At 45.8% G+C, this 26,929-nt stretch carries 22 protein-coding genes; 16 read left to right on the forward strand and 6 right to left on the reverse strand.

What is annotated here, in order from left to right:
* Positions 1-2: 2 nt before the first annotated feature.
* Positions 3-473 (reverse strand): tRNA (uridine(34)/cytosine(34)/5-carboxymethylaminomethyluridine(34)-2'-O)-methyltransferase TrmL, encoded by a 471-nt coding sequence (trmL, locus tag BLV54_RS01130; RefSeq protein WP_090566535.1) that lies wholly within the window; start codon positions 471-473, stop codon positions 3-5.
* Positions 466-1,188 (reverse strand): ComF family protein, encoded by a 723-nt coding sequence (locus tag BLV54_RS01135; RefSeq protein ID WP_090566538.1) that lies wholly within the window; start codon positions 1,186-1,188, stop codon positions 466-468. Before BLV54_RS01135 ends, trmL begins: the two co-directional genes overlap by 8 nt.
* A gap of 112 nt (positions 1,189-1,300) precedes the next feature.
* On the opposite strand from BLV54_RS01135, the gene bioB reads away from it, so the two are divergent.
* From bioB to bioD, 5 genes are read left to right on the forward strand one after another with little or no spacing between them, the layout of a single operon-like run.
* On the forward strand, positions 1,301-2,308 hold the full coding sequence (gene bioB / locus BLV54_RS01140) for a biotin synthase BioB (RefSeq protein ID WP_090566542.1): 1,008 nt from the start codon (positions 1,301-1,303) through the stop codon (positions 2,306-2,308).
* A 12-nt stretch (positions 2,309-2,320) separates the two neighbouring features.
* Positions 2,321-3,487, forward strand: coding sequence for an 8-amino-7-oxononanoate synthase (gene bioF, locus BLV54_RS01145; RefSeq protein WP_090566545.1), 1,167 nt, complete (start codon positions 2,321-2,323; stop codon positions 3,485-3,487).
* Between the two features lie 44 nt (positions 3,488-3,531).
* A complete protein-coding gene (gene bioH / locus BLV54_RS01150; protein ID WP_090566548.1) occupies positions 3,532-4,290 on the forward strand; it encodes a pimeloyl-ACP methyl ester esterase BioH in 759 nt (252 codons plus the stop codon).
* Entirely contained in the window at positions 4,280-5,170 is an 891-nt protein-coding gene (gene bioC / locus BLV54_RS01155) for a malonyl-ACP O-methyltransferase BioC (RefSeq protein WP_090566551.1), read from the forward strand. The genes bioH and bioC overlap by 11 nt, the downstream gene beginning before the upstream one ends.
* Positions 5,171-5,188: 18 nt before the next feature.
* Positions 5,189-5,851: a dethiobiotin synthase gene (bioD, locus tag BLV54_RS01160; protein WP_090566554.1), complete on the forward strand. Its 663-nt coding sequence runs from the start codon at positions 5,189-5,191 to the stop codon at positions 5,849-5,851.
* A 231-nt stretch (positions 5,852-6,082) separates the two neighbouring features.
* Here the strand turns inward: bioD and pip are convergent, their stop codons facing one another.
* Entirely contained in the window at positions 6,083-7,045 is a 963-nt protein-coding gene (gene pip / locus BLV54_RS01165; RefSeq protein WP_090566557.1) for a prolyl aminopeptidase, read from the reverse strand.
* Positions 7,046-7,548: 503 nt separating this feature from the next.
* Here pip and BLV54_RS01170 point away from each other — a divergent pair.
* From BLV54_RS01170 to BLV54_RS01195, 7 genes are all read left to right on the forward strand, one after another.
* Complete coding sequence (locus BLV54_RS01170; RefSeq protein WP_090566683.1) at positions 7,549-8,709, forward strand: patatin-like phospholipase family protein; 1,161 nt, start codon at positions 7,549-7,551, stop codon at positions 8,707-8,709.
* A gap of 12 nt (positions 8,710-8,721) precedes the next feature.
* Positions 8,722-9,444, forward strand: a complete 723-nt coding sequence (locus BLV54_RS01175; protein WP_090566560.1) for a TerC family protein — start codon at positions 8,722-8,724, stop codon at positions 9,442-9,444.
* Between the two features lie 43 nt (positions 9,445-9,487).
* Positions 9,488-9,913 carry a universal stress protein gene (locus tag BLV54_RS01180; RefSeq protein WP_090566563.1) on the forward strand — a complete coding sequence of 142 codons (426 nt, stop codon included), beginning with the start codon at positions 9,488-9,490 and terminating at the stop codon, positions 9,911-9,913.
* A 281-nt stretch (positions 9,914-10,194) separates the two neighbouring features.
* Positions 10,195-12,573, forward strand: a complete 2,379-nt coding sequence (locus BLV54_RS01185; protein ID WP_176969636.1) for a GspE/PulE family protein — start codon at positions 10,195-10,197, stop codon at positions 12,571-12,573.
* Positions 12,561-12,860 (forward strand): hypothetical protein, encoded by a 300-nt coding sequence (locus BLV54_RS15350; RefSeq protein WP_143032382.1) that lies wholly within the window; start codon positions 12,561-12,563, stop codon positions 12,858-12,860. Before BLV54_RS01185 ends, BLV54_RS15350 begins: the two co-directional genes overlap by 13 nt.
* A gap of 9 nt (positions 12,861-12,869) precedes the next feature.
* Positions 12,870-13,406: an REP-associated tyrosine transposase gene (locus BLV54_RS01190; protein ID WP_090566569.1), complete on the forward strand. Its 537-nt coding sequence runs from the start codon at positions 12,870-12,872 to the stop codon at positions 13,404-13,406.
* 226 nt (positions 13,407-13,632) lie between these two features.
* Positions 13,633-14,052 (forward strand): REP-associated tyrosine transposase, encoded by a 420-nt coding sequence (locus BLV54_RS01195; RefSeq protein WP_090566572.1) that lies wholly within the window; start codon positions 13,633-13,635, stop codon positions 14,050-14,052.
* 438 nt (positions 14,053-14,490) lie between these two features.
* On the opposite strand, the gene BLV54_RS01200 is transcribed toward BLV54_RS01195, so the two are convergent.
* The 3 genes from BLV54_RS01200 to BLV54_RS01210 form a co-directional block, all read right to left on the reverse strand.
* Complete coding sequence (locus BLV54_RS01200; RefSeq protein ID WP_090566575.1) at positions 14,491-14,946, reverse strand: pilin; 456 nt, start codon at positions 14,944-14,946, stop codon at positions 14,491-14,493.
* A gap of 202 nt (positions 14,947-15,148) precedes the next feature.
* A complete protein-coding gene (gene glnE, locus BLV54_RS01205; RefSeq protein ID WP_090566577.1) occupies positions 15,149-17,941 on the reverse strand; it encodes a bifunctional [glutamate--ammonia ligase]-adenylyl-L-tyrosine phosphorylase/[glutamate--ammonia-ligase] adenylyltransferase in 2,793 nt (930 codons plus the stop codon).
* Between the two features lie 190 nt (positions 17,942-18,131).
* Entirely contained in the window at positions 18,132-18,386 is a 255-nt protein-coding gene (locus tag BLV54_RS01210; protein ID WP_090566580.1) for a hypothetical protein, read from the reverse strand.
* On the opposite strand from BLV54_RS01210, the gene BLV54_RS01215 reads away from it, so the two are divergent.
* The 4 genes from BLV54_RS01215 (at position 18,385) to BLV54_RS01230 (ending at position 26,929) form a co-directional block, all read left to right on the forward strand.
* Complete coding sequence (locus BLV54_RS01215) at positions 18,385-22,290, forward strand: YhdP family protein (RefSeq protein WP_090566581.1); 3,906 nt, start codon at positions 18,385-18,387, stop codon at positions 22,288-22,290. The two genes, BLV54_RS01210 and BLV54_RS01215, sit on opposite strands and share 2 nt — an antisense overlap.
* A 117-nt stretch (positions 22,291-22,407) precedes the next feature.
* The gene (locus BLV54_RS01220) at positions 22,408-23,277 is read left to right on the forward strand and encodes a carbon-nitrogen hydrolase family protein (protein WP_090566584.1); all 870 of its coding nucleotides are present in this window, start codon (positions 22,408-22,410) and stop codon (positions 23,275-23,277) included.
* Positions 23,278-23,405: 128 nt separating this feature from the next.
* Positions 23,406-24,854, forward strand: coding sequence for a metalloprotease TldD (tldD, locus tag BLV54_RS01225; protein ID WP_090566587.1), 1,449 nt, complete (start codon positions 23,406-23,408; stop codon positions 24,852-24,854).
* A gap of 371 nt (positions 24,855-25,225) precedes the next feature.
* On the forward strand, positions 25,226-26,929 hold the full coding sequence (locus tag BLV54_RS01230; RefSeq protein WP_090566590.1) for an acetolactate synthase 3 catalytic subunit: 1,704 nt from the start codon (positions 25,226-25,228) through the stop codon (positions 26,927-26,929).

Genomic DNA, 26,929 nt, shown 5'->3' on the forward strand with positions numbered 1-26,929 from the left:
GATTAGAATTTCTTGTCCACGATAAACCCAAGTTGTCGCCAAGCCTCAAAGACTACAATAGAAACTGCATTAGCAAGATTCAAGCTGCGACGGTCAGGCAGCATTGGAATATGGATACGTTGGGTATTCGAAAAACTCTCCAGAATCTCGATCGGTAATCCGCGGCTTTCTGTACCAAACAGAAAAATATCTTGAGTGTGATATTTAACCTGATCATAGCGCTGTGTTCCTTTAGTGGACACAGCAAAAATACGCCGCCCTGGCAAACTGTGAATACATTCTTCCCAATTTTTGTGTAGGACCACATTAGCAAATTCATGATAGTCCAGTCCGGCCCGGAGTAGTTGCTTGTCATTCAGGAGAAAACCTAACGGTTTGATCAGATGAAGTGTCGCTCCTGTATTTGCACAAAGTCGGATGATATTGCCGGTATTAGGAGGAATTTCAGGTTGATAGAGAATAACATCAAGCATAAGGCATATTCTGCAAAATAGTCTGATGCTCAGTTGTTTTGATTAAAGCGGTTGACGGAATCGCTCTGGTGATCACCCATACACTTACCTCGATTGCTCCTTGTTTACGTACCACTTTTGCCAATTCATTCAATGTTGCACCGCTAGTCATGACATCATCCAGTAAGGCAACATGCTTATGCGCGAAATTCGTTGTGCATTCAAATGCATTGCGCATGTTAGTTTGTCGCTTCTTCCAGGATAATTCAGTTTGAGAAAGTGTGTCTCTGGTACGTACACAGGCATGAGGCAATAGTGGAATATTCATTTGCCTGGATATATGTCGACTTATTTCTAACGCTTGGTTAAAGCCTCTCTCTTGTAATCTAATCGGATGGAGCGGAACAGGGATGATGACATCGGGTGGAGGGCAATTATTCGTTTTTGCAATCAATAGATTGGCCAAGATGGGCGCCAGGGTCAGATTTTCTTGATATTTAAGTGAACGAATCATGGCATCGACGGGAAAAGCGTATTGTAATGCTGCGATCGTACGTGTCCATACTGGATGATTCTTCAGGCAATTACCGCAGACACGTGAATCTTTTGTTGGCAATAAGCACAAAGGGCAATGCTCAGAAGGTAATTGGGGTAAGTTATTATAACATGCGTGACATAGATCACTTTCGCAGGCTGCCAAGCATAAAAGGCAATTTGCTGGGAACAGAATTTGCATAAAATTTAATCGCCTGTTCAAAAATCTTGAAAGAAAATTTGACAATTGAGGTCTGATCCTTGATGATTCCTGGCATCGTATTATAAATCGAGCAAAATTTTCTGACCTTATTATGATTGAATCCAGTACAAAGTGTGTTTCAAGCGAGAAAAAGAAAACTATTGGTGATCAACAGGATCGTAGTCGTGTGGCGCAATGGAGTGTTCCACAAATCCAGGCCTTATTGGATTTGCCTTTTCCTGATTTGATTCATCAAGCGCAATCGATTCATCGGCAATACCATGACGCCAATGCAGTTCAATTATCTACCCTGATTTCTGTGAAAACAGGTGGCTGCCCGGAAGATTGTGGTTATTGTCCCCAGGCCGCGCGCTATCATACCGGTGTTGAGAATCAGGATATGTTGTCGCTGGATACCATTATGGCCGCTGCACAGACAGCCAAGGCGGAAGGAGCGACACGGTTTTGTATGGGAGCAGCCTGGCGTGGCCCCAAGCAACGAGATATTGACCGCATGACCGAAATCATAGAGGCCGTAAAGGATCTGGGACTTGAAACCTGTGCCACTTTAGGCATACTGAAACCAGGGCAGGCTGAGCAACTCAAACAGGCTGGTTTGGATTATTACAATCACAATCTGGATACGTCTCCAGAATTCTATGGAGAAGTCATTACCACACGTGACTACCAGGATCGCCTTGATACACTTGAAGAAGTGCGCAGGGCAGGCATTAATGTATGCTGTGGTGGTATTGTGGGTATGGGTGAATCCCGGCTTGCTCGCGCCGGATTGATTGCTCAGCTGGCAAATCTAGATCCTTACCCTGAATCAGTGCCGATCAATTATCTTGTGCAAGTTGAGGGCACACCGCTTTATGGTACGGAAGCACTTGATTCGTTCGAGTTTGTACGTACCATTGCAGCAGCCCGTATTACTATGCCGAAAGCGATGGTCAGATTGTCTGCGGGAAGACGGCAAATGGCAGAGACTATGCAAGCATTGTGTTTTCTTGCGGGAGCTAATTCCATTTTTTATGGAGACAAGCTGCTGACAACAGGTAATCCCGAAACAGACAGCGACAAAGCGCTATTTGAGAAATTGGGGTTACGCACCTTATAACCGGAAACCGGAATGCTAACAAATCTCTCAGCTAAACTGAGGGAGCGGGAAAACGCGGGGTTGTACCGTCGTCGACTAATGCTCGAAAGCCCTCAGACGATTCATCCTACGATTGAGGGAAAGCAGTATCTTGCTTTCTGTAGCAATGATTATCTAGGGCTTGCCAACCATCCGGCATTGATTGAAGCGGCTTGTGCGGGAGCACAACGATATGGCGTTGGATCAGGCGCTTCCCATCTGATCTGCGGCCATTCTTCGGCACATCACACGCTTGAGGAAGCATTGGCAAGCTTTGTAGGTTTACCCCAGGCATTATTATTTTCTACCGGCTATATGGCCAATATGGCGGTGATAACGTCGTTGGTTGGTCGCGGGGATACCATTTTCGCCGATAAACTCAATCATGCTTCACTCAATGATGCAGCGCTGCTTTCTAAGGCAACCTTTACGCGTTATCCCCATCTTGACTTAGCCAGGTTGGAAAGGTATCTGGCTGAATCGGAAGCAAAATGTAAACTCGTAGTAACCGATGCAGTATTCAGTATGGATGGCGATATCGCTCCTGTTGTTGAGCTATTGACGTTATGTGAGCAGTATGACGCCTGGTTGTTACTGGATGATGCGCATGGCTTCGGAGTACTCGGCAAAAACGGTAACGGCGTGCTGCATACGTTTGATAAATTTAATTTGCGCTCACCTCTCCTCGTTTACATGGCTACACTCGGTAAAGCAGCGGGTGTTTCCGGTGCTTTTGTGGCTGCTCAACCGGAAATAATAGAAACGCTCATCCAATTCGCGCGCACCTATGGTTATACCACTGCTACGCCTGCGTTATTGGCTCATACTCTCATGACCAGTTTGTCATTGATCGAACTGGAAGCATGGCGACGCAAAAAATTAATAAAACTTATAACTCAATTGAAAACCGGGTTGCAATCATTGCGTTGGTCATTAATGCCTTCCATGACGCCCATTCAGCCATTAGTGGTAGGGCGCAGTGACGAAGTCATGCATTTAAGTGCAGCGTTACGTGACAGAGAAATCCTTGTGCCTGCAATCCGCCCACCTACTGTTCCGAAGGGAAAAGCTCGATTGCGGATTTCCTTATCGGCTGCACACTGTGAAGAGGATGTTGAGCAATTAATCGAAGCTTTACATGATTTGGCAAAAATCATTTAACTGGAAACAAGCAAAACACTTAATATGAAAAATAGCAGTGTAATATGAATCGGTTGCATGTAGAAATTTTAGGGAAGGGACCAGATCTCGTGATGTTGCACGGCTGGGCAATGCATAGTGGTATCTGGGACAGTGTCCGTGACCAGCTGGCGCTGCATTTCCGGCTGCATTTGGTCGATCTGCCAGGGCATGGCCAGAGTCCGGTATGGAAGTCGTATTCACTCGAAGAAATCGTGGCAAGTGTTGCGGAGATTTTGCCTGCGGAAAGTATCGTATGCGGCTGGTCACTCGGCGGGCAGGTAGCCATAAAGCTGGCTTTATCTATGCCGACGCAAGTGAGTCAACTTGTTCTGGTGGCGACCACACCTTGTTTCGTCAAACGGAATGATTGGCAGTGGGGAATGGATCAATCTACGCTGCTGCTTTTTATGGAGAATCTGGAGCGCCATTATGCTCAGACTCTAAGCCGTTTTTTTACCCTGCAGGTAAATGGTGGTTGTGACATGACAAGCGTATTAGCACAAATACGCAACCATTTTTTTCAACATAAACAACCTGATGGTCACGCGCTCAGAGCTGGTTTACAGATTTTGTTGACAACCGATTTACGTGAAAAATTAGCTGATGTTTCTCAACCTGTCTTGCTCTTGCATGGAGAAAATGATGTGATCACGCATGTGGATGCAGCCAAATGGATGCACCAGCATTTGCCTCACGCAAAATTAATCGGCTTTCCACACTGTGGTCATGCCCCGTTTTTATCGCATCCCAATCAGTTTGTAACCAGTCTGTATGATTTATGATCACATTTTAGATAAGCGTCAGTTGCGTCAAGCATTTGAACGAGCTGCAGTCAGCTATGATCAAGCGGCCGTTCTGCAGCGGGAAGTATGCGAGCGCATGTTATCACGCCTCGATTACATCAAACATACTCCTGATTGGATACTCGATATGGGCAGCGGTACCGGCTATGGCAGCCGTAAGCTTATCGAGCGTTATCCACACAGTAAATTGGTGGCGGTGGATATCGCGCTTGCAATGCATCTCCAAGCGCGTCCTTCGCATCCTTCGCTTCCTCGATGGCAGCAGTGGTTACCGCTGGTAAAACGCTCTATTACTCATTATGTGGGCGCGGATATCGAACAGCTTCCGCTGCGGGATGCTTGCATGGATATGATCTGGTCGAATCTGACCGTTCAGTGGTGTAATGATCTCAAGCAAACCTTTGCGGAAACACATCGTGTTCTGAAAAGCGGAGGACTGCTGATGTTTAGCACCTTTGGCCCAGATACCTTGAAAGAATTAAAGCAGGCTTTTAAAACGGTGGACAGTTACAGTCATATCAACCGATTTATGGATATGCACGATATCGGCGATCTGCTGGTTTATAACGGTTTTGCCACACCCGTAATGGATATGGAATACATCACGCTCACTTACCATGAAGTCATGGATATCATGCGTGACCTCAAAGCGATCGGTGCACACAATGTGACTTATGGCAGGCAGCGTGGCTTGACTGGAAAAGGAAGATGGCAACAGGTGATGAAGCATTACGAATCATTGCGTCAGGCAGGGAGGCTGCCTGCGACCTTCGAAGTAGTCTATGGTCATGCCTGGAAACCAGAACCACGACAAAATGTTCTTAAACCCGAAACCAGACAGAAGCTCGGTCTGGAATAAATTATCGTATTGAACGCTATGCCAGTGGGTTACTTCGTGACCGGAACGGATACGGGTGTAGGTAAAACCCTCACAAGTTGCGCGTTGCTACACGCGTTTGCCATGGCTGGTAAATCGGCGATTGGCATGAAGCCAATTGCGGCAGGTTGCGAAAATGGTAAATGGATAGATGTGGAGCGCCTTGTTGAGGCCAGCAATGTACCAGCAGCGCGTGAATTGATTAACCCTTATGCGTTGGTACAGTCGATTGCACCGCATATCGCGGCCAGGCAAACTGGTATCGTTATTAATATAGCAACTGTTCAACGGGCTTTTAAAGCGTTGCAGGAAATGGCAGAAGTCGTCATTGTCGAAGGGGCAGGAGGATTTCTGGTGCCACTTGATGATCGATACGATAGCAGCGATCTGGCGCGTACATTGGGATTGCCCGTGGTGCTGGTAGTAGGATTGCGGTTGGGTTGCCTCAACCATGCCTTATTGACTGCCCGTGCTGTTCATGTAAGCGGCTTATCCCTGGCAGGCTGGGTAGCCAATCAGATTGATCCTCATATGGAGAACCAAGCCGAAAACATTCATACCTTGCAAGATCGCCTTAATTGTCCTTTGCTTGGCGTTTTGCCGTTTAGCGAAAAAATAGCGGCGAGAGAATACGCCAGCTTGCTCGATATCACGCACTTGTGAGGTTGTGAATAAATCTACTGCGCTCACCAATCACTGTGTTGGGCGGCGGTACTCGCTCCTCGCCTATCTATTTGATATGTAGCTACGCTAAAACGCAGTTTCGCTAAAACTTCGTTTTATCGAAACTCGCTTCGTTCGTTTTCTCGTAGCTCCGTTCCGTCCGCCTTGCGTTTGGTGCACTCGTTACGATTTCTTCACAGCCTCTATGGAGTTGAACAGCTGGCAGGGGTACTATTTCACCAGCTTGAGTATAGTTTTGAATTTTTCCGTGGCCTGGATTAATGCTGATCGAATACCGGGTTCCCACGCAGAATGACCCGCATCCTCGATAATGATATATTCGGCTTGAGGCCAGGCTTGGTGTAAGTCATCTGCGCTGATGATCGGGCAAACGGCATCATAACGTCCCTGCACGATGATAGCAGGAATGCCGTGGAGTTTTTTGACATTATCCAGCAACGAATTCTGCGGCAAAAAGATATCGTGACTGAAATAATGGGCTTCCATGCGTGCAAGCCCGAGTGCAACCGTATCACCTGAAAAGTAATTAACGGTTTCTGGGCTGGGTAGCAAAGTGGAGCACCTGCCTTCATAGCTACTCCATGCACGGGCGGCAGGCATATGGATGGCAGGATCGGGATCCATCAGGCGTTGATAATAAGCTGCCAGTATATCTTTTCGCTCATGGGGAGAGAGCGGTGCGACAAAATCTCGCCAGGGTTCGGGAAAGAAATGGCGCAGCCCATAAAGAAACCAGTCGATTTCACTTTTGCGGCAAAGAAAGATGCCTCGCAGAATGAATCCCAGGCAACGTGAGGGATGCGCTTCTCCGTACGCCAGTGCCAATGTGCTGCCCCAAGAACCCCCGAATACCAGCCACTGTTCGATACTTAGAGACCGTCGCAATGTTTCGATATCCTCGATAAGATGGGGCGTGGTATTGTCTTGAATTTCACCCAAAGGCATCGAGCGGCCCGCTCCACGCTGATCGTAAATAATGATGCGGTAGTGAGCAGGATCAAAGAAGCGACGATGATTGGGTGTTGATCCTGCACCTGGACCACCATGGAGAAACAAGACAGGGATGCCATCAGGATTGCCTGATTGCTCCCAATATAGGGTATGCCGCGCATCGACTGGCAACATTCCTTGTTGATAGGGCTCGATTTCTGGGTGAAGCTCAGTATGTGACATGTCATCCTCTATTATTGATGGTATAAATCCGGCAGTTTACTGGTTGTGGAGATACTGGAAAAGCAAAACAAATTACTGAATTTTGTTATTTGCTCGAAATAATCCTAAAAACTGTAGTTGAACGGGATGGAGTATGTGGTGATCCAGGTGCGAGGCAAGGCGCGATGAGGTCGCAGAGTCGTCCCCTGCAACGAAGAGCAACATCGCATTCGTGCCTGGAGCGACATATGATGCACCTCAATCAAGCGATCAGCTGCGGTTCTTAGGATAATTTTTTGTTAAAGCAGAATAATCATTGATTCAGTATACCTGGTTAAAGGAAATGATTATGATGCATACCTAAAGACAGGATGTAAGTGTTTAATGTTGATAGCAGAAATAGAAATACCTGAAAATGTTGTTGTGAGTTCAGTATGCTAATGCGTTATCATTCAGTGCGAATAATTTTTCTGAGAAAGCTTTGTGTGATGCGCTTGAAAAGCTGAGAAAGAAGCTGATTGCCAGTGAGCGAGCTGAATAATACTTCCGCACGATTATCAAAATTAGGCCTGGTTTTGACAGGTGGGGGAGCGCGTGCCGCTTATCAAGTAGGTGTGCTGCGCGCAATCGCTGAATTGTTACCTTCTCATGCGCGTAGCCCTTTTCCTATTATTTGTGGAACCTCAGCAGGCGCCATTAATGCAGCTGGTTTGGCCATGTCGGCCACCCATTTTGCCACGGGTGTGCGGCAACTGGAGGCAGTGTGGGGGGATTTGCATGTTGATCAAGTGCACCGGGCAGACCTGCTCGGTGTGATCCGTAACACAGCTCGTTGTGTTGGCTCATTACTGTCGAGTGATCTGGTTAGAACGCCTTTTTCGCTATTAGATAATGCTCCGTTAAGAAAGCTGCTTAGCTGCCGTCTGCCGTTTCGTGGTATCCAGCGAAGTATCCATCTCGGCGCCTTGCATGCACTGGGTGTGACCGTTTGGGGATATACTTCAGGGCAATCGGTAACGTTTTATCAAGGCCATGAAAGTATCAAACCCTGGAGCCGGGTGATGCGTGTGGGTGTGGCAACGCGTATTGGTATCCAGCATTTGCTTGCTTCTTCGGCTATTCCTCTCATTTTCCCAGCGGTTCGGCTAAACCGCGAATACTTTGGCGACGGCTCTATGCGACAACTCGCACCGCTAAGTCCAGCGTTACATCTCGGGGCAGATCGAATCCTGGTGATCAGTGTAACCAAAAAAAGAGAAATTCCCCTTGAGCGTGTTAAAGTAACGAGTTATCCGCCCGTAGCACAAATCGCGGGTCATATGATGAGTAGTATTTTTGTTGATAGCCTGGAAATTGATCTGGAGCGTTTGCAGCGCATTAATGGAACTTTAGCGCTCATTCCGCCTGAAACAAAAAAAGAGGGAAGTATTTTGCTGCGTCCAATAGAATCGATGGTGATTTCACCTAGCGAAAGAATCAACGAAATTGCCCTGCAGCATGCTCACTCCTTGCCACGCACCATGCGCTATTTATATCGTGCAGTAGGCGCATTGAGTCCGAGTGGTTCGAGATTGTTGAGCTATGTTTTATTTGAAGCTTCTTATTGTCGTGCCTTGATTGATCTTGGCTATCGTGACACGATGCAACATCAAGATGAAATTCTTAAATTCATTACTATGTCTTGAGAGAAATTAAATATGGATTTTTCTGATCCCCAATTCTGGGTTGCAGCATTACAAATTATTGCAATTGATATTGTACTTGGAGGAGATAACGCAGTGATCATTGCGCTTGCTTGCCGGCGATTGCCTGAGAAGCAGCGCAACCAAGGAATTTTCTGGGGAGTATTTGGTGCGATAACAATACGCGTCATATTGGTTTTCTTTGCGCTTAATCTATTGACACTTCCTTTTCTGAAACTTATTGGCGCGCTGCTGCTGCTTTGGATAGGGATCAAACTACTGCTACCAGAATCGACAGATGATGGACATGAAATTGATGCCAACACAACCCTGCTGGGAGCTATTAAAACGATTATCATCGCTGACACCGTCATGAGCCTGGATAATGTAATAGGTATTGCTGGCGCTGCTCAAGGTGATCTTACCCTGGTTATTTTTGGCCTCCTGGTGAGTGTTCCGATCATTGTCTGGGGCAGTAAACTGGTCATGAAACTGATGAATCGTTTCCCCCTTACCATTTTTGTTGGAGCTGGATTGCTTGGCTGGATTGCGGGTGACATGGCAATTACCGATTCGGTGACTAAAGAATGGGTCAATGTGCATGCTGCTTTTCTACACTGGCTCATGCCGATTTGTACTGCATTAGCCGTGATCGTTACTGGCAAGTGGCTGGCAGCTAGAGCACAGAAAAATATAGCCTTGGTTGATCTCATGAAGGATACGAATAAACCAGTGTGACAATTAGGTAAGTGATGAAAAACACAATTTAAAGGAGTGCTTCATGTTAAAAATACTGCTGCCAGTTGACGGCTCCACTGCCTGCTACAAGGCCATTGCCCATTTTATCCAGTTGCTCAAGTGGTATAAGGAAGTACCGGAAATTCATCTGCTCAATGTGCAGTTTCCATTGCATGGTGATGTTTCCATGTTTATCAACCAGGAAAATATCAAGCAATATCACCAAGAAGAAGGATTGAAGGATTTAAAACTGGTACGCGATTTATTGGACGAGGCTGGTATTGCTTATCAGTACCACATAATTGTAGGTGATGCAGCAAAAATGATCGTTCAGTTTGCGACAGAAAAGCAATGTGACCAAATTGTTATCGGACCACGTGGACTCGGCACAGTACAAGGTTTGCTGCTGGGTTCGGTCGCCAGTAAGCTGATACATCTTTCACCGGTTCCAGTTCTTTTGATCAAATAACAGGAATCGGGTGTAATTCCTCTGCTATTACCGAGAATGCCAACAGGTAAATCGTGTTAAATATCTGGACAAGAAACCACGTCTAGCAATTCAGAGTATAGGTTATAGCGATCTGAATCCAGGTAACTGATAAAAACAAACATGCTTTGAACGCGTTTAATGGGCCTGTTTGGCTCCGTTTTACTTACATTCCCAATAACGATCGGTTGATTGCACCTGGCAGTGGTTAGCAGGTGCAATCTTTTTAATGTAGATCTTCTTGAATAAATATCACGATGAGTATGCAAATTGTACCTGAACCATTGTCAGACAATTTTACTGAAATCAATGGCCAGCAGAATTTCTCGCAGAGATTACAGGAGATCACCAGCAAGATTCAGGCTGCCAGTAATCTCGATGAGCTCATGCCGGAAGTGAGTAAGGACATCTGTACTTTGTTCAACGCGGATCGACTGACTATTTATATGGTGAGTGAAGACAAATCATCTATTGTTTCACGCGTTAAGACTGGATCCGGTTTATTTCAGGAGTTGAAGCTGCCGATTAGCGAGCACAGCATCGTAAGCTTTGTCAGTTTGCACAAAAGAATCGTCAATTTGAAGGATGTTTACGATCGGCATGAATTGATGAAACTGGACGCACAATTACGCTTTCACAAGCAGGTAGATAAACGAACCGGCTATCGGACCAAGCAAATGCTGATGGCACCGATCTTGAATGGAGGGGAAAACGAATTACTGGGTGTCATACAAGCCATTAACCATAAGGATGATAAGCCTTTCCCTGACATCATCGTTGAGAGCATAGGCGAAGTTTGCCAGGCACTGGCTGTTGCTTTCAAGCAGCGTCAGAAACAGCAATTATTAGTAAAATCCAGATATGATCATTTGATATCAGACGCTGTCATATCGGCGTCTGAGCTTGAGTTGGCAGCACGATCTGCGCGTGAAAAAGGATGTGATCTGGAAGATGTGCTCATCGATGAATTTCGGATTAGCCCCGCCCAAATTGGCGAAGCATTAGCTGATTACTTCCATGTACGCTATGAGCCATACCGGGCTGACCGGGTTAAACCGATCGAGGTCTTGAGGAATCTCAAGCGGGATTTTGCTGAGAGTAACCAGTGGCTGCCGATTGATGAAACTGAGGAGGGTTTGGTGATATTGACGCTGGACCCGGAAAGAATCAAAGCGCTGCGCATAGTCAATCAGATTTTTCCCAAGCATAAAATTATTTATACCGTCTGTACCCAGCGAGAGTTCAAGGCGACATTGGATTTGTTCTATGGGAGTGGAAAAGGCACTGCCTTGGAAGACATCGGCAGTATCGATGAGATGCTTTCTAAGCTCAAAGAGAATGAGGAAGAATCGGTCGTCGAAATAGATGAAACTTCTGCAGCTTCTGAAAACGAGCTGGTCAAGCTCGTCAATAAGATCATTATGGACGCCTATAGAATGGGTGTTTCCGATATCCATATTGAGCCTTATCCTGGCAAAGAAAAAACCAGAATTCGTTTTCGCAAGGATGGCTCGCTGATGCCTTATATCGAAATTCCGGCCAGCCATCGCAATGCGCTGGTAACGCGGATCAAGATCATGTGTGACCTGGATATTTCCGAGAAGCGCAAACCGCAAGATGGCAAAATAAAATTCAGAAGGTTTGCGCCGCTTGATATTGAACTAAGGGTAGCTACGCTTCCTTCTGCTGGCGGGCTGGAGGACGTCGTCATGCGTATTTTGTCAGCGGGGGAGCCGATTCCACTCGATAAAATGAATTTTACTGCCCGCAATCTGCAAGAACTCAAATCAATCATCAGCAAGCCCTATGGCTTGTTTTTCGTCTGTGGTCCGACCGGTTCCGGTAAAACAACCACGCTGCATTCGATTCTGAAGCATCTCAACACACCGGAAACCAAAATCTGGACAGCTGAGGATCCGGTTGAAATCACCCAAAAAGGATTGCGTCAGGTGCAGATCAATGTCAAAGCCGGCCTCACCTTTGCCACGATAATGAAATCCTTTCTGCGGGCAGATCCGGATATCATCATGGTGGGTGAAATGCGCGACAAGGAAACGACCAGTCTCGGTATTGAAGCCTCACTGACCGGTCACCTGGTGTTTGCTACTTTGCATACCAACAGCGCGCCAGAGTCGATCATCCGTCTGCTGGATATGGGCATGGATCCATTCAATTTCTCCGATGCCCTGCTTGGTATTCTGGCGCAACGCCTGGCCAAACGTTTGTGCAAGTGCAAAAAACCGCATATTGCCAGCCAGGAAGAAATCAGCATGCTGCTCATGGAATATTGCGAAGAATTGAAAAATATCGAGCATTTCAAGGTTAACCCTGACGCTGCTTATCAGCAAATCGAAACCCGCTGGCTGCAGGAATATGGTGATGAGCAAAAACAGATTACACTGTACGAGGTGGTCGGCTGCGATGCGTGTAATGGGACGGGTTATTCAGGGCGCGTAGCGCTGCATGAACTCCTGACCGCAACCGATGCCCTGAAAAAGAACATCCAGGAACATGCGCGCGTAGCTGAGATGCTGGTGACTGCACTCAATGATGGCATGTGCACCTTGAAACAGGATGGCATCGATAAAGTGCTGCAGGGTATTACTGACATTCATCAGGTGAGGGCGGTGTGTATCAAGTAATTCCCGGGAAAGGTCTGAATAAGTGGCTGCTGTGGCGCATTGCTTCGTTGCGCGGTGCTCGTCCCTTCGCCTATCTTTATGTGATATGGCTCAGGTCTTGCGCTCCGTGCGCCTTGCACTGTATCCGCCTCGCTTACTTATTCAGATCTTTCCTGGAAGACCGTTCCCGTAGAAAAGTTCCAAATTTACCGTTCGGCCTGAGCTGTGAGCCTGTCGAACAGTCGAAGGCCAATATTACAACGAGCAAGGTAGGGCGGATAAGCTTGTGTCATCCGTCATATGTATAAATTTAACCAATGTCGAATTATCGACGCAATCACATTCCTGGCGGAACCTGCTTCTTTACGGTTAACTTGCTTGATCGGCAATCACAGTTGCTCGTTAAGCATATCACCGAACTTCGGGAAGCTGTCCGTATAACCAGACATCAGCAACCCTTTCATATTGATGCCTGGGTCGTGTTGCCTGATCATCTTCATTGTATCTGGACATTACCGCCCAATGACCATGATTATTCCAGTCGATGGCGATCCATCAAGAAAACGTTTTCAAAATCAATCCCAAAAACCGAATATCTTTCCCCTATCAGGGTTAAACGTCATGAACGGGGTATTTGGCAACGGCGTTTCTGGGAACACACCATTACAAATGAGGCTGATTATGCCGCCCATATGGACTATATCCATTACAATCCGGTTAAACATGGTTGGGTAAAAACGGTCAAGGAATGGCCTTATTCAACTTTTCATCGGCTAGTCAAGAAAGGCATTTATCCCCCTGATTGGGCAAGTTTGGATATGACATTGAGTGAAGTGGGTGAAAGACTCGAATAAAGAGGAGTTATATGTAGGATATAGGCAGAGGCAGGCGGATGACGCAAGCTTATCCGCCCTACCTTGCTTATTCAGATCTTTCCTGGAAGACCGTTCCCGTAGAAAAGTTCCAAATTTACCGTTCGGCCTGAGCTGTGAGCCTGTCGAACAGTCGAAGGCCAATATTACAACGAGCAAGGTAGGGCGGATAAGCTTGTGTCATCCGCCATATGTATAAATTTAACCAATGTCGAATTATCGACGCAATCGCATTCCTGGCGGAACCTGCTTCTTTACGGTTAACTTGCTTGATCGGCAATCACAGTTGCTCGTTAAGCATATCACCGAACTTCGGGAAGCTGTCCGTATAACCAGACAGCAGCAACCATTTTATATTGATGCCTGGGTCGTGTTGCCTGATCATCTTCATTGTATCTGGACATTGCCGCCTAATGACCACGATTATTCCAATCGATGGCGATCCATCAAAAAAGCATTCTCAAAATCAATCCCAAAAACTGAATATCTTTCCCCTATCAGGGTTAAACGTCATGAGCGGGGTACTTGGTATTCAACTTTTCATCGGTTAGTCAAGAAAGGCATTTATTCCTCTGATTGGGCAAGTTTGAATATGACATCGATTGAAGTGGGTGAAAGACTCGGATAAAGAGATATATAGGATAAAGGTAGGCGGATGACGCAAGCTTATCCGCCCTACCGTGCTATGCAGCATGAGCGTTACCTCCATTTATGTTTGATTTTAGGTTTCAATACCCACATCAAACTCGGTAACGCTCTCTAGTTCAAGTGCTTTGTACGATTAGATCTGAACTTCTACATATTATCTACCCTACTGCTGCGCTAACCCTCTCTTGTAGGGGTGCGGCTTGTAGGGCGCAGTAAGCGCAGCGCATTGCACCGGATGGTGAAGTGAGGCACATAAGGCGCAATACCCGCTGGTTATTGCGCCTTACGCGGGTTGATTGAAGTGGGTGAAAGACTCGAATAAAAAGATATATAGGATGTAGGCAGGCGGATGACGCAAGCTTATCCGCCCTACCTTGCTACCTTGCTGGGATGTTTTTTTGATCAAGCATTAGCTAGATTAGCAAATCGCACCGCCATCCCGGGTACGGCAGGTACTGTTGGTGGCATCTACTGCCCAAGTCAATTTACCTTGAGCATCAGGAGTTGGAATGAGAATGTAGGTTTCACCATTTAATCCATTAAACTTTGCTGCTGCTTTAGCAGTGATTGCCCCACTACCATCAGCTGCAAGAGCAACATCACCAACTGCACCGGCAGCAGTAGGCGCTAGGGGAATCACTCCATTAAAACCAAAAGCAGCCTTGACTACTTTACCTTCCTCAAAACAATCTCCTTGTTGGACGCAGACTTCAACACCAGCTTTGATACCAGATGTTGCATTAATAACTTCACTGAATCTCGCTTTTAGAGTGTATTGTTGATAAGCAGGCACGGCCACCGCTGCCAAAATACCGATAATGGCTACTACAATCATTAACTCGATCAGGGTAAAACCTTTTTGCATTTGTTGCATGAATCATTCTCCTTTGGGTTGAAAAAAATGGCCCACTGAGTGCATGGGACAATATGAGCAGAATTCGCACGATATCTTTTACTTAAAATAATGCTGCTGGCATCATAACGGCATTCAGGAAAAAAGTTTATTTTGAAATAAGTGGTTTATTGGGTGCTTTTCTCAAATTAGCATGGAGTAAACTACTTGGAGTTAGTTACCCCTATATACCAAATACCTGTTCCCATAGTTGCAATACTGCCATGCGCGCATGGCTTAGATAATCGGCTTGGATACGGGCAAACTCAACTGGTTTTTCCTGGAAAGCAACTGATCCCGCCAGCTCATGGTCGGCATTCAAGCGCAAACGGTGCTGTAAGCGACGAAATTCGCGGTAGGCTGTCAGCACTTGCTGGGCTGTTTCAGTTGGAATAAGTCCCAGTTCACCGGCAAGTTTCAGCAGAGCGATATTGCCAATATTACCGGTGAGTTGCGGGTATTTGTGCGCGTGGCCGAGCACCAGATATTGCACGATAAATTCCACATCGATGATGCCTCCTCGATCATGCTTGATATCGAACAGTGTGGTTGGATTGGGGTGGGCATCCAGCATTTTTTCGCGCATCATCAAAATATCCTGTCTTAGCTTAGCAAGATCGCGCTGTTCACACAGAATTTCCTTGCGGATTTGCTCAAATATTTTTCCAAGATGCTGATCACCCGTGACGAAGCGGGCGCGTGTCAATGCCTGATGCTCCCATACCCAGGCTTGTTTATGCTGATATTGGGTAAACGCTTCAATGGAAGAGGCCAAGAGACCGCTGGCGCCGTTAGGACGCAAACGTAAATCAGTTTCATACAGAATTCCAGCCGAAGTGTGGCTGGTTAGCCAGGTATTGGTGCTTTGTCCCAGTTTGGTGTAGATCTCCTGCGCATCGGGATGGTTGTCCTGGTAAAGGAAAATGATGTCGAGATCGGATGCGTAGCCAAGTTCTTTGCCACCCAGTTTGCCGTAGCCGATGATGGCAAAAGCAGGCTGTTCGCGGTGCTTTTTCTTGAGCCCTCTCCAGGCAAGGTTGAGTACGTTGTCGAGAATGAGATCAGCGAGCTCGGTCAGATGATCGCTGAGCGTTTCCAGTAACAGCTTTCCTTCCAGATCAATTGCCAGTAACCGAAAAACCTGTGCATGCTGGAAATGCCGCAGGACATCCATTTGCCATTCGGTGATATTGCTTTTGGGGCTGTCGACATGGTTGAGCTGGCGTGCCAGCTCTTGCCTGAGCGCAGGCCAATCGGGCAGTTGAGACGGCCCCCGTGGTGCTAACAATTCATCGAGCAGGATAGGGTGCCTGCCCAGATAATTACTTGCCCATTGACTGGCGCTGACCAGCTTGGTGACCCGAGGCAGGGTTTGTGGGTGTTCCAACAATAAGGCCAGGTAGGCTGCATGCTGACTGATATGCTCCAGCAGTTGCAGCATACGCTCCAGCGTGGCTTCCACCGGCGGAAACTGAGCAATCGCTTCTACCAGGATGGGCATCAATGATTTGATTTTTGGCTGGTTGGCTGGTGGTAATTGTTGGAAAAAATAACCGCCATAGAATTGCTGGATACGCGCCGAGATTTTTTCAGGCTCGGTAAACCCCAACGTCGTCAGCTGAGTGGTGGCAGCTTCCACCTGAGTTCTGTCTCCGGCTTGCTCTTGCCAGAAGTTCGCCAGGATGTCATGGGTTGGAGATTTGCGCGGGGCAGCAAAGATCAATTCAAAATGGCGGGCAACATTGTTGCGGTGGATATCGAGCTGTTGCAGGAAATTGGCAAAACCGGGATATCCCATGGCTGCTGCAATTAATTCTTGATCTTCAGGGTTTTCAGGCAGATTCTGGGTTTGCTGATCATCCAGATATTGCAGACGATGTTCCAGCTTACGCAGAAAGCGATAGGCATCGATGAGTTCAGTGAAGGTTTGAGCAGGGACAGGCTGTTTCTGCTGCAGGCGTTGCAGAGCAGTTAGCGTAGGACGTATACAAAGATCTGCGTCCCGTCCACCGCGTATCAGTTGAAAAACCTGGGTAATGAATTCAATTTCACGGATCCCGCCAGGACCCAGTTTAATGTTGTCATGCATTTCGCGACGATCTACTTCCTTGCGTAGTTGCGCATGCAGGCGACGCATGGCTTCATAGGCCTCAAAATCCAAATACTTGCGAAAGACAAAAGGGCGTGTGATTTCCTCCATCAGGATCGCGGTTGGTGTAGCGGGGCCTGCAATAACCCGACTTTTGAGCCAGGCATGCCGCTCCCATTCTCGCCCCTGCGTAACAAAATATCCTTCCAGCATTGCGAAACTGATTGCCAGGGGGCTGTTTTCTCCGTGCGGACGCAAACGCATATCGACTCGAAACACATAGCCATCCACTGTATAATCATTCAAGCCGGCAATCAGCTTGCGTCCCAGGCGAGTAAAGAAATCATGGTTGGAGATGGATTTTCTGCCATTCGTTTCTCCATCTTCGGGGTAGATGAAAATCAGATCGACGTCGGAAGAAACGTTGAGCTCTCCTCCTCCCAGTTTGCCCATGGCAACGACTAATAGTTGCTGCGGGGTTAAACTTTTTTCACCAATAGGTGAACCAAACTGATTTGGGTGAGTCATCCAGTTTTGATGATGTGCGAGTGCAAAACGAATGGTGACCTCTGCTAAATTGGTCATCGTGACCATGACTTCAGCCAGATCAGCCATACCAGCCAGATCGCGTGCAGCCAGACGCAGAATGACCCGTTTACGGAGTTTACGCAAGGCACTATGCAGACCCGTTTCATCTAAGGTTTGGATCGAGCAGGCTGTGTTCAGGAATGCGAGCATTTCCTCACGTGTAAAGGGGTGATGAAGATTTTCAACCAGATAAGTGCGTAAATCGGGCTCGCTTTCTAGTAGACGTCGCGCATAGCGGCTGAAGCGAAGGATGCTTTCCAGCACTAATTCAGGTGATGAATCGTTGGTATGTAAAAACATATTCAAGGTTGAAATAAAACATTTTTGGTGTGCTGAAACCAGTTATATCGATATGTAGATAGAATGAGTGTTTTGTGTGGGTTTCCGGACCGGAAAATGTTCCTGTTTCATATTAGATACTGATTGTGATCAAACTCTTCTTTTTGTTTTCTAAGGATTAAGCAGTTTTTCTCAGATTAAAAACTGAGTTTCATATTAAACCTGGATACTTTAGTTGATTGCTCGTTCTAGTGTTAATATTATAAATATAATAACCTTTCCTATAAGTTTCATCCTTACCTTGTGGGTGTTTCTGCTCCGGCACCGATTGTGCGATTTTGCAAGCAGATGGCTGCGTTGCAACTCTTTGGAATGGAACGACCATTCCGCGCCGTTGCTTACCCTGCACTTGCAGAACTACACACTCTATCCTGCTCAACTGAAAATCCAGGTTAAATTGTGCCATGATGCATTCCTTTATTAAGCATAGCATCTTAACCTTACGTAGGCTCGGGTGGGCTGTGTTTGCTGTCACAATGTTTTTTTTCCTGCTGCTGTTGTCATTGCGTTATTGGCTGCTTCCCGATATTGAGCGCTACCGACCAAACATCGCTGCCGCTATTTCTCAGGTTGCAGGACAAGTAATCAGTATAGAGCGCATTGATGCAAACTGGGATGGATTACGCCCATATTTACGCTTGTATGGTGTGCGAGTGCATGATAAGCAAGGAATTCCTGTTTTAATTCTGACCGAGCTGGATGGGTCACTTTCCTGGCGATCGCTGCTATACGGAGAATTGCTCTTCCGTGAAATTAGAATTGAGCGACCCGTTCTGAACATCCATCGTGATGCAGAGGGTGTAATACACATCGCAGGCGGTACGTTTGATCAAGAGGATGCTGACAATGGCTTTTTCGATTGGCTGTTAAGTCAGCGCCAGCTGCTCATCAATGACGCTGATGTTTATTGGCTGGATGAGCCACGTGCTGCGCCAGTCCTGTATCTGAAAAAAGTAGATTTACGTATGCATAACAAGGATGGCCAGCACCGTTTTGGGTTGCGGCTAACTCCGCCAGATAAAGTGGCCGCTCCCATCGATATACGCGGTGATTTTGCGGGTGAATCGATTAATGCATTGGATCAGTGGCGCGGGCGCTTATTTGCCCAATTGAATCATGTCGATCTCGGTGCCTTGCAAACTTGGTTATCGTTTCCAGGCGAGCTGGAATTTGATCGTGGCAGTGGAGCTTTTCGTGCGTGGATTGGCATGGAGGGTAAGTCTGTCACATCCTGGACAGCTGATGTCAATCTTCATGAAGCATATATGCATTGGGCAAAGGATCTCCCAAGGCTTGATCTTACCCGTTTGCATGGTCGCGTGGGGTGGAAAAGAAATAGCGACGCGGATCAGCGGGAAGATGAATGGTTTGCCCAGCAGTTGAGTGTTGCCATTGGAAATGAATTGCTTGCCAAACCGGTAAATATTTTATGGCAAAGACGGGAATTGGATGGAGAGATATCTGAAGAAAATAAATTACGGATAGATGATCTTGATTTGAGCGTTGTTGCTTCCCTGGCAAGTTACCTGCCTATTGAGAATTCCTTCCAAAAGCACTTCAGTGAATTATCTCCAAAGGGAGCAATAGAGCATGCCCAAATCTATTGGCAAGGGGATTGGACAAGGCCTTTATCATTCACTGTGGAAGGAAGTTTCCACAATTTGGCCATGAAAGAGTTTGGCAGGCTGCCCCCAGTGAGTGGAATAAGTGGCAGCGTCAAGGTATCTGAGCAAGGTGGATCGCTCAGTCTTGATTCAGATAGAGCCAGCATGAAATTGTTTGAGGCATTGGATGAACCACTTGAACTCGATAGACTCATCGCGCAGGTTGATTGGAAGATATCGCCTGATCAGGATAAGACTTTGTTTAAATTCAATCGCATTGCATTTGCTAATCGCTATGTGTCCGGAACGATGCACGGTCGCTACCATAGCGGTGCCAGTGAGCAACTAGGTACAATCGATCTGGCTGGAGAGTTGACGAATGCAGAACTAAGTTATGTCAAGAGGTATCTGGCGGTCGTGGCTGATCGGGAAGCTGCGCAAAATTGGCTGGATAAGGTAATCGTAGGGGGGCGGTTGGAGGATGTCAAATTTGCTATTCAGGGTGATTTGAGTAAATCTTCTTCGGAGCTACGCAATAAGCTTGCTTTGAAGTTGACAACCAAAATCACTGACACAACGGTAAATTTACCAGAAGGATGGCCGAGCGTGACAGATATTCAAGCCGATCTTTCGTTTCAGGATAATCAGCTCGAAATGGCGATTTCGCGAGCAAGAATGGCCGATATTGTAGTGAAGGATACACGGCTGCGAATTGCAGATTTAGATGCACCACAACCAATTTTACAACTGAAAGGAGGGGCCGAAGGCGCCACTCAAAATATAATTAATTTGATTGAAAAAAGTCCTCTGAATCTCCATGCTGCTGATTTTTCTTATCAAGGCAATATTACCGGCAATGGAAAATTGCGCCTGGAATTAGCCATGCCGATAAAATTATATCGAGATGAAAGTAAACATATCGAGCTAATGGGTCATTATCAGTTTATCGATAACAAGATTGATTTAGGTCATGATTTGCCTGCTTTGAGTAAGGTTAATGGGTTGCTTGCTTTTACTGAGTCTACTTTGACAATTGAAGATGTGCGTGCGCAAATGATGGGAGGGCCGGTGAAGATTAATTCTATTGCCTTGCCGAACGAAGGTATGCGCATTGTAGCGGCAGGCAAGGCTAATTTCGATTACCTGCATTCACCTAAACCTGATCATTCGGCGAGTACTCTGCAGTTGTGGCTGCAGTTTATGCAGGGAGTCACTGATTGGTCAGCAGTTTTTGATATTAGTGAAAAAGGAATCGATGTGAAGGTCGAATCACCGTTAGTGGGGGCCGCTTCTTCATTACCCGAACCTTTTGCCAAAGCTGCTGGAGAAATGATTCCTTTTAGTTTTGAGAAGAAATCCATTGATTCAGAACATGAGATTCTGCGCTTTCGTTATGGCGAGGTAGTAACGGCAGAAATTCAACGAGTACGAGGAGAAAATGGTCATTACTATCCAGCACGTGGTGCGATGAATTTTCGGGCTGCACCAGCTGAATTGCCGAAAGATACCGTCACATTCGTACATGGTACGATTCCCGTGTTGGAATGGGATCGGTGGAAAGCACTTTTCGATCAGCATAATGAAATTACTGTCCGATCAGGACAAGCTGGTCGAGGAATTAAGGCATTGCTGACTGATCGGATCAATTTCGATCTAAATATTGGCAGGTTTGATTTTCTGGGAAGCCGTTTTAATGAGTTTGTATTGAATGCCAAAAAACACAGTGGGCAATGGCATACTTTTGTTGTAAGTAAAGAGGTCATCGGTGATATTGTTTGGGATTCTGTCAGGAAGGAAGCATTTGCACGATTAAAAAAATTGGTAAAACCAGAAACCATTCCGGAATCTGACTCAGTCGTGAAAAAAAAGAACCAACCCAAGGATTGGCCAATCATGGATCTGCATGCTGACGAGTTCTATGTTGGAGAAAAGCTATTAGGTAAATTAGTTTTGTTGGCTCATCAGCAGATAGATGGCTGGCATATCGATCAACTACAAATTACTCACGCCGACAGTTCTTTTTTGATGCAGGGAGTGTGGCAGAATCGTATTACCCCTTTTCAAATGCAAGCGGAAGTCGAACTGCAAGCAAAGAGTATAGGCAAATTTCTGGCGCGTTTAGGCTATCCAGGGCGTATTGCACGCGGAAAGGGTGAGCTGGAAGGTACATTAGTATGGATGGGGGAGCCTTTTTCCATAGATTTCCCTTCTCTGTCAGGTAATCTGAGAATGACTGCACAACGTGGTCAATTTACCAGATTCAAGCCAGGGGTGAGCAAATTGCTGGGTATTTTTGATTTAAAATCACTTCCTCGCAGACTGACATTGGATTTTTATGATGTATTTAGTCAAGGTTTTGGTTTCGATAATATATTGGGCGATGTTAAAATTACCAGAGGAGTAGCAGTGACAGATGAACTGCAAATTGCAGGAAGCGCAGCCTATCTTGCTGTGAATGGAGAAATAGATCTGACAGAAGAAACCCAGGCGCTCCTGGTTAAAATGTTTCCTTCGCTTGGGTTGGTTACACCAGTAGTAGGGATTGCTTCCATGATTGCGAATCAATCGCTGAAAGATCCATTTGATCGTGTTTTGTTTAATGAATATGTTATAACGGGTACGTGGGATAAGCCTGTAGTGGTTAAATCGCAAAATTCACAAGAAATTAAGGAATCACAACAAGAATTCAAGCGTAATGAGAATTGACTGGTATGGATTGCTTTTTGAGGAGAGACATATTATGAACTACTTTATTGCTTTTTTGAGCAAAATTCTGTTCTTGCCTGAATTCAGTGGAAATGGGGACTCGTACGGGGGGAAGTCATGTTAAATCATTCGGGCATTTTCTCAACGGAACTGCCAGAAAAAGAGAGTAACAGTACGTTACGTATTGCGGCTATTCAGATGGCATCAGGGCCAAGCGTATCTGCAAATCTGGAAGAGGCGTTTCGCTTGATTGAGCTGGCGGTATCACAAGAAGCAAAGCTGGTTGTACTTCCGGAATATTTCTGTATTATGGGGTTGCGCGATACCGATAAGTTAAGTGTTCGTGAACAGCCAGGCGAAGGCATGGTCCAATCATTTTTGAGCGAGACGGCTAAACGTTTCGGGATTTGGTTGGTGGGCGGATCAGTGCCATTGGAGAGCCATATATCTGATAAGATTTATAATAGTTGCCTGGTTTATAATAATGAAGGCAGGCAAGTAGCACGCTACGATAAGATTCATTTGTTCGGCCTTGAATTGGGCGAAGAACGCTTCGCAGAAGAAAAAACAATCAAAGCCGGAGATAAAGTAGTTGCAATAGATTCTCCTTTTGGGCGTATAGGCTTATCTATTTGCTATGATCTTCGATTCCCCGAACTTTATCGTCTGATGGGAAAGGTTGATATCATTCTTGCCCCATCTGCTTTTACTGCAATTACTGGTAAAGCACATTGGGAAACTTTGATCCGTGCACGTGCTATAGAGAATCAGGCGTATGTGATTGCGCCAGCCCAGGGAGGGTTTCATGTCAGTGGCCGTGAAACCAATGGAGATAGTATGATTGTTGATCCCTGGGGTGTTGTGATTGATCGACTGGCACGTGGATCCGGAGTTGTGGTGGCAACGTTGGATCGTGCATACCAATCTAGCGTGCGCGCAAGTTTGCCCGCACTAGAACATCGTTGCTTATGCTTATACCCATGTTAAATGCAGAAAGGAAGACTGTTCACTATGAACAGGGTGGGTGAGTAGAGGTATTGAAGAATGATAGATTGTAATCTGTTTCTTACCCAGAAAGTTAGAATGTGTAATGTGGAAGTGAATATAATTTTAAGATGAACGAGTTTTTTACTATTGCTGATCGCTGCCTATTGATGCCCTATGAGCTGGATGCGAATAGATTGCATCAGGTATTTGGGCAAATACTTATACACAAGATCGATTATGCCGATCTTTATTTTCAATATAACCGTTCTGAAGGTTGGGTTCTCGAAGAAGGTATCGTTAAATCAGGTAGCTTTAATATTGACCAAGGTGTAGGGGTGCGCGCAATCAGTGGTGAAAAAACGGCGTTCGCCTATTCGGATGAGATCAGTCTTGATGCACTCGTATCTGCGGCAAAAGCAACGCGCGCCATTGCTGGTCAGAGAAGCATGCATCCGGCCCGAGTTGCTAAGCAGGTGGCATCCTATAACAGTAGGTCGCTTTACCTTCCTCAGGACCCCATTGCAAACTTTAAAGATAGCGACAAGGTGGCATTGCTGGAGAAACTTGAACGATTTGCGCGTGCGATAGATAAACGCGTCATTCAGGTTGTGGCATCGCTTGCGGGTGAGTACGAGGTTATCATGGTTGCACGTAGCGATGGTTTACTAGCTGCTGATGTGAGGCCATTAGTGCGAATGTCATTACAGGTGATAGCAGAAGAAAAAGGCCGGCGTGAGCAAGGCGTTGCTGGCGGTGGTGGGCGATTTGATTACACCTATTTCACTGATGAAATATTAAACGACTATGCACAAAAGGCAGTACACCAAGCGATAGTAAATCTGAATGCGAGGCCTGCTCCGGCAGGCACTATGACAGTAGTTTTAGGAAATGGCTGGCCTGGTATCCTGCTGCATGAGGCCATTGGCCATGGATTGGAAGGCGATTTTAACCGTAAAGGTAGCTCGGCTTTTTCTGGACGCATTGGTGAACGAGTTGCGGCCGATGGTGTGACTGTAGTGGATGATGGTACGCTTGCTAATCGTCGTGGATCTTTGAATATTGACGATGAAGGGAATCCAACCCAATGTACGGTATTGATTGAGAATGGTGTACTCAAAGGCTATTTACAAGACAGCCTGAATGCAAGACTCATGAAGCAACCCCTTACAGGTAATGGTAGACGCGAATCTTTTGCACATATTCCCATGCCACGCATGACAAATACCTATATGCTCAATGGAGATAAAAATCCAGAAGAAATTATTGCGTCAGTGAAACATGGATTGTATGCCGCAAATTTTGGAGGTGGGCAAGTAGATATCACGAGTGGTAAATTTGTCTTTTCTGCTGCAGAAGCTTACATGATAGAGAATGGGAAAATTTCTTACCCAATAAAGGGCGCAACTTTAATCGGTAACGGCCCAGATGTTCTGACACGTGTTTCCATGATAGGTAATGATATGGCGCTTGATCCAGGAGTCGGCACATGTGGGAAAGAGGGGCAGAGTGTGCCAGTAGGCGTTGGGCAGCCAACATTGCGAGTGGAAGGATTAACCGTGGGAGGAACAGGCGGTTGACGGAGTCAGCGATCTTACTGCTGATTAATTATAAATCCAGGATATTTTCTCAGCGTCAGTTAGTCGGGAATAAAACCCAGATTCCTAGTAATATATGCAGATGCATGCATTTCTTTGTATTGTAAAACGAATAGCGGTTTGTCTGATGATATAGGCGTTATCGTTTGTTAACAGGATTGATTCCTGCAGCTTGAGTTTAAAAAAACTGAGAGTTAACCGAGGGCTAACTAAAAGTCATAATTAAATTATGACTGAGATATCCGAGATATATGAGATATAGTAGTGATAGAAAATAGCAGAGCGAAGATGCATTTAACTAAGTTCTTATTTTTAGATTTTAGATTTTTTTTTGATACCAGGATACACAAAGGATGAGTGTAGAACTAACAGGTGCCGAGATTACGGTGCGTTACCTGCAGGAAGAAGGGGTGAAATATATTTTTGGCTATCCTGGCGGTGCAGTGTTGTTTATTTATGATGAACTATTTAAGCAAGATAAAGTAAAGCATATTCTGGTTCGCCATGAGCAGGCAGCCCTTCATGCAGCGGATGGCTATGCTCGGTCCAGTAACAATGTGGGTGTTGCTTTAGTGACATCGGGACCTGGGGTAACGAACGCTGTGACAGGTATTGCGACTGCTTATATGGATTCTATTCCCCTCGTTATTATTAGTGGACAGGTTCCTACAGCAGCAATTGGCCAAGATGCGTTTCAGGAAGTGGATACAGTTGGAATTACGCGTCCTTGTGTAAAACATAATTTCTTGGTGAAAAACATCACTGAGCTTGCATCAACGATAAAAAAGGCTTTTTATATTGCGTCAACCGGCCGTCCGGGGCCCGTTTTAGTTGATATTCCGAAAGATGTCACACAACAAAAGACGATATTTGATTACCCGAGCAGTGTGAGTTTGCGTTCCTATAATCCGGTTAGCAACGGGAATTCCCAACAGATAAAAAAAGCGGCGCAATTGATTTTGAGTGCAAAGCGGCCGATGATTTATTCAGGGGGAGGTGTGATTCTGGATGATGCATCTGAAGCTTTGACAGAATTGGTGCGCTCGCTGAATTTTCCATGTACTAACACATTAATGGGACTTGGCGGTTATCCTGCGACAGATAAACTGTTTGTCGGTATGCTAGGTATGCATGGAACCTATGAAGCCAATATGGCGATGCAATATTGTGATGTATTGATTGCAGTGGGCGCGCGTTTCGATGATCGTGTCATTGGTAATCCCAAGCATTTTTACAGTGAAGAGCGAAAGATAATTCATATTGATATTGATCCTTCGTCTATTTCCAAGCGTGTCAAGGTAGATGTTCCAATAGTGGGGAGTGTTTCCGAAGTATTGAATGAGCTGATTAAATTGATCAAGGCTAGTAAAGAAAAAACAGATGCTCATGCACTCACGGAATGGTGGAAGCAAATAGATTTATGGCGCGAACGAGATTGCCTAAGGTATGATCGTACGAGTACAGTTATTAAACCGCAAATGGTCGTCGAAAAGCTTTATGCGGTGACAAAGGGTGATGCATTTATTACGTCAGATGTTGGACAGCATCAGATGTGGGCTGCGCAGTTTTATCGATTTGATAAGCCTCGCCGTTGGATTAATTCGGGTGGACTAGGTACCATGGGATTTGGGTTGCCTTCAGCAATGGGTGTGCAATTAGCTAATCCCAATGGAGTAGTAGCCTGTATTACAGGTGAAGCAAGTATACAAATGTGCATCCAGGAATTATCAACCTGTAAACAGTATCACTTGCCACTTAAAATCATTAATCTTAATAATCGGTATATGGGCATGGTTCGGCAATGGCAGGAATTTTTTCATGGAAATCGTTATTCAGAATCCTATATGAATGCGCTTCCAGATTTTGTCAAACTGGCTGAGAGCTATGGTCACGTCGGAATGAAGATAGAGAAACCAGAAGATATCGAAGGCGCTTTGGAGGAAGCTTTTAAACTCAAAGAGCGATTAGTTTTTATGGATTTTATTACTGACCAGACGGAAAATGTATTTCCTATGGTGCCAGGTGGTAAAGGTTTGTCTGAAATGATTCTGGTATAA

Origin of the sequence: Nitrosomonas sp. Nm33, assembly GCF_900107265.1 — a bacterium.
In the GTDB taxonomy this organism is placed as follows: domain Bacteria; phylum Pseudomonadota; class Gammaproteobacteria; order Burkholderiales; family Nitrosomonadaceae; genus Nitrosomonas.